The 3,777-nt window shown below is 71.7% G+C and carries 5 protein-coding genes; all 5 read right to left on the bottom strand.

The features are described 5' to 3' along the window. Positions 1–201 (bottom strand): cytidylyltransferase domain-containing protein (locus tag VNM44_RS12220; RefSeq protein ID WP_414652979.1); only part of this gene is annotated, 201 nt, incomplete at its 3' end. Next, the gene (locus tag VNM44_RS12215) at positions 198–947 is read right to left on the bottom strand and encodes a hypothetical protein (protein ID WP_414652978.1); all 750 of its coding nucleotides are present in this window, start codon (positions 945–947) and stop codon (positions 198–200) included. The genes VNM44_RS12220 and VNM44_RS12215, both read right to left, overlap by 4 nt. A gap of 236 nt (positions 948–1,183) precedes the next feature. Then, entirely contained in the window at positions 1,184–2,101 is a 918-nt protein-coding gene (locus tag VNM44_RS12210; protein ID WP_325626161.1) for a 2-dehydropantoate 2-reductase, read from the bottom strand. After that, positions 2,098–3,528, bottom strand: coding sequence for an aldehyde dehydrogenase family protein (locus VNM44_RS12205; protein WP_325626160.1), 1,431 nt, complete (start codon positions 3,526–3,528; stop codon positions 2,098–2,100). The genes VNM44_RS12210 and VNM44_RS12205 overlap by 4 nt, the downstream gene beginning before the upstream one ends. Continuing rightward, a partial coding sequence (locus tag VNM44_RS12200; RefSeq protein ID WP_325626159.1) for an SDR family oxidoreductase occupies positions 3,522–3,777 on the bottom strand: 256 nt, incomplete at its 5' end. The genes VNM44_RS12205 and VNM44_RS12200, both read right to left, overlap by 7 nt.

Raw genomic sequence — 3,777 nt, 5'->3', positions numbered from 1 at the left:
GTCGGCGCCGTACCAGCGCGCCACCTGGGCGATCCGCTCGCTGTCGGTCGACACGACGATGCGGTCGAAGACCTGCGACTGCCGCGCCGTCTCGATCGCGTAGGCGAGCAGTGGATGTCCCGCCAGCCGTCGGACGTTCTTCCCGGGCACGCGCTCGGAGCCCGCGCGAGCGCCGATCAGCGCTATCGCGCTCGGGCTCACGCCCCGACCGTCGCCCACACCGCCCCGACCTCTCGGACCGAGCGCTCCAGAAGGGCCAGGCGGATCGCATCGATCTGTTCGACTGTCGCTGGAAGCCCAGACCCGGCTCGGATCCTGACGAAGAACTCACAGCCCACGGACGCATGGATCGACTCGACGTGCGCGTCGAGCATCCCGAGCGCGCTCAGCTCGAGTACGAGGAGTTCGAACGAGGCCGGTGTGAATCGCCAGACATGAGCGTCGACGTACTCGCCATCGTCGTCGTCCCGCGAGGCGAGCAACGACTCGACGTCGGCGAGCGACTCCATCAGCTCTACGGTCCCTCCGTCCGCCGCGCTCCATGCGATTCTTCCTCCCTTCCGCACGGCGTACGCGCGCTGATCGACGAACGTGGCGATGCCGTGGCGGCTCGCATGCCGGACGTGCGCATCGACTACCTCCCCGACGCGGGTCGGCCCTCTGAGGAGGTCGAAGCAGTAGCGCAGATCCGGGACGGCCAGCGAGAGCCAGCCGCCAGGAACCAAGGTTCGGAGGACACCGCCGACAAACCCGACGAGATCGGGCGTGTGCTCGATGACGTGACTCGCAAGGCACACGTCGAATCCCTGCCGTTCGGGCCCGAGCGCTTCGTCCAGCGGACCGTTACGCCAGACCACGTCGACGTCCTCGATCCGGCTGACGTCCACTCCGTGCACGGGATCGCGATACTTCTCCACCAGCTCCTCCCGGGTCGCGTGATCGACCACGCACGCATTCCATCCCTCCGAGCGCGGCGCCAACGGCGCGTACGAGGGGCCGATCTCCAGAATGCGCATCTCCGGAGCCACTCCCTGGAGGAGAACGCCTCGCCGGTCGAACGGCGGGGGCGTAGGTGGGGGCGCGGGGGTTCGCCCGAGTGCGGACGCGGCGCGGCGACGGATGCCGCGCGCCACCCGGCGCGGAGCCCATCGGGCTCGCGTCGTGGATGTTTCCCCTCCGACGGTCACGCTGCGCACCTGGCGCTCGCCTCCGCAGAAATCTCTTCGAGGACCGGGGTCTGGATCGCATGCAGACGGGCAGCACGGACGACCGAGCCCGTGATGGCGTCGAGTTCCGTTCGGCGCCCTGCGGCCGCATCGCGGGCGGTGGACGTCGTGAGATCCGGCGGCATCGCCGCGATCATCCCCCATTGGTCGGAAGCAGAAAGTGTGACTCCATCCGCGAGCGCCACCGCCACCGCCTCGTCGAGCGCCGCGACCAGCCGCTCGCGCCAGGCTGCGTCGTCGCGAAGCTCGCCGACCGTCCTCCCGCTCGCCGCCGTCGCAGCGGCCAGCACCGCGAGCCGCGCCGCCTTGTTCCACAGCACGGCGCGCTCGTCGTCGCGCACGACGACGTCGATCCCAGGAACGCGAAGCGGCGCGAGCGCCTCCGCCAGCGTCCCCGTGTCGGCCTCGCGCGACGCCGCCTCGACGACGGCGGCGGCGGCGGTCCGCTGTACGACGACGCCCGGCTCCGGCGAGAAGGCCTCGACCCGTCCGATGCTCCCTGCCGCGACTGCGGGCGGCCGAGCAAGTGACGCTGTGTCACGTGTGCCGAACCGCCGCCGGAGCGCGTCGAGATGCTCGAGGCCGTTCAGGAGGGGGAGGACGACAGCGCCCTCGAGCGTCGCCGGCGGGACGCGCTCCAGGGCCGCGTCCAGGTCGTACGCCTTGACCGCGACGACGAGGAGCGCCACGCGGGTCTCGAGACGCTCGACCGCCTCGGGGTGTGTCAGCGACGTCGTGTCGCCGTCGACGAGCATCAGGCCGGCCGTGCGGATCGTCGCGACGGTGCGCTCCGTGCCGACGCAGATCGCGCCCGTCCGCGCGGCGAGCATCCCGCCGATTCCACCCGGCCCGAGAACCGCGATCGGCTCGGTCACACGAGCTCGGGGTCGACGACGATGTTGACGTACTGCGTCTCCGCGTAGACGTCGAGCGCCTCGAGCCCGGCCTCCTTCCAGCCCGTCCCCGACTGCTTGACGCCGCCGAACCCCATGTGCGCCTCGCTTCCATGCGTCCCCGCGTTGACGACCACGACACCGGCTGCGACCTCGTCCGCGAAGCGCATCGCTCGGTGGACGCTCGCGGTGTGGATCGCTGCCGTCAGGCCGTAGGACGAGTCGTTGACGAGCGCGACCGCCTGCTCGAACCCGCCGACGCGGTAGAGCGCCGCGACGGGGCCGAAGAGCTCCTCGCAGGAGACGGGGGCATCCGGTGCGGCGCCCTCGACGACGGTCGGGGCGACGTGCCACCCGCGGTCGCCGACGCGCACGCCGCCTGCGAGGACGCTCGCGCCGTCGGACGTCGCCGTCTCGACGGCGTTCAGGATCCGCTCCATGCTCGGCTCGCTGATCACCGGCCCGATGCCGTCCAGCTCCTCCACACCGGCGAGCAGCCGCTCGCAGAACTCCCCGTAGACGCCGTCGAATACCACGATGCGGCTTGCGGCGGCGCACCGTTGACCGGCGTTCGAGAAGGCCGAGGCGAGCGTCCACTCGACCGCGCGGTCGAGGTCGGCGTCGTCGCAGACGACGAGCGCGTTCTTGCCGCCCATCTCCAGCACGGTCTTCGCGAGCCTGCGTCCCGCCGCCTCGGCGATCAGCTGCCCGGTCGCCGCCGAGCCCGTGAAGCTGACGAGGTCGACGCGCTCATCCTCGACGAGCGGCATTCCGGCTTCGGCGCCGAGACCCTGGACGACGTTCAGGACGCCCGGCGGCAGGCCGGCCTCGAGGCACAGACGGCCGAGCCACCACGCCGAGAGCGGCGCGTGCTCGGATGGCTTCAGCACGGAGGCGTTGCCGCAGAACATCGAGGGGAATGCCTTCCAGGCGACGTTCGGCAGCGGTGTGTTGAACGAGATCAGCAGAGCTGCGACGCCGACGGGGCGCCGCAGCGTGAGCACTGTGCGGTGCGGCATCGAGGCCGTCGTCGTGCGCCCGTACGAGCGCCGCCCCTCGCCCGCGACGAAGAAGCCCATCTCCACCGCCGCGTCGGTCTCGCCGAGCGCGAGCGCCATGGGCTTGCCGGTCTCCGCCGCGACGAGCTCGCTCGCCTCCTCGCGCCGCTCGCGCAGCAGCTCCGCGATCGCGCGCACCACGTTGCCCCGCTCGACCGGCGTGCGAGCTGCCCACTCCTGTTGCGCCGTGCGCGCCGCGGCGACGGCAGAGGCTGCATCGTCGGCGCCCGACCGAGCGATGCGGCAGAGGTGCGTCCCGTCCGCAGGCCGCGCCTTGTCGAGCCAGGCTCCGCTCGCGGGCGGCCGCTCCTCGCCGGCGACGAGGTTCGGCACCTCCGCAGGGATCACCATGCCGACCAGCCGCCGTCGACGACGAGATTCGCGCCCGTGACGTACGACGACGCGTCCGACGCGAGGAAGACGACCGCGCCGACCGCCTCGGAGACGTCCATCAGCCGTCCGAGCGGGGAGCGCGCCGCGAACGCGTCGACGAAGGGCGCCGGCTGTCCGTTCTCGATCCCGTGGGGTGTCAGCGTGTTGACGCGGACGCCGCTCCGACCCCAGTAGGTCGCGAGGTACCGCGTGAGGTTGAGGAGTGCG

Source organism: Gaiella sp. (assembly GCF_035558935.1).
GTDB lineage: Bacteria > Actinomycetota > Thermoleophilia > Gaiellales > Gaiellaceae > Gaiella.
This window is presented reverse-complemented; position numbering and strand designations above follow the sequence as displayed.

What these genes read in the sequence shown, in the direction of transcription:
- VNM44_RS12205 (WP_325626160.1), bottom strand. Translation starts at nt 3,528, where the DNA reads ATGGTGATCCCTGCGGAGGTGCCGAACCTCGTCGCCGGCGAGGAGCGG.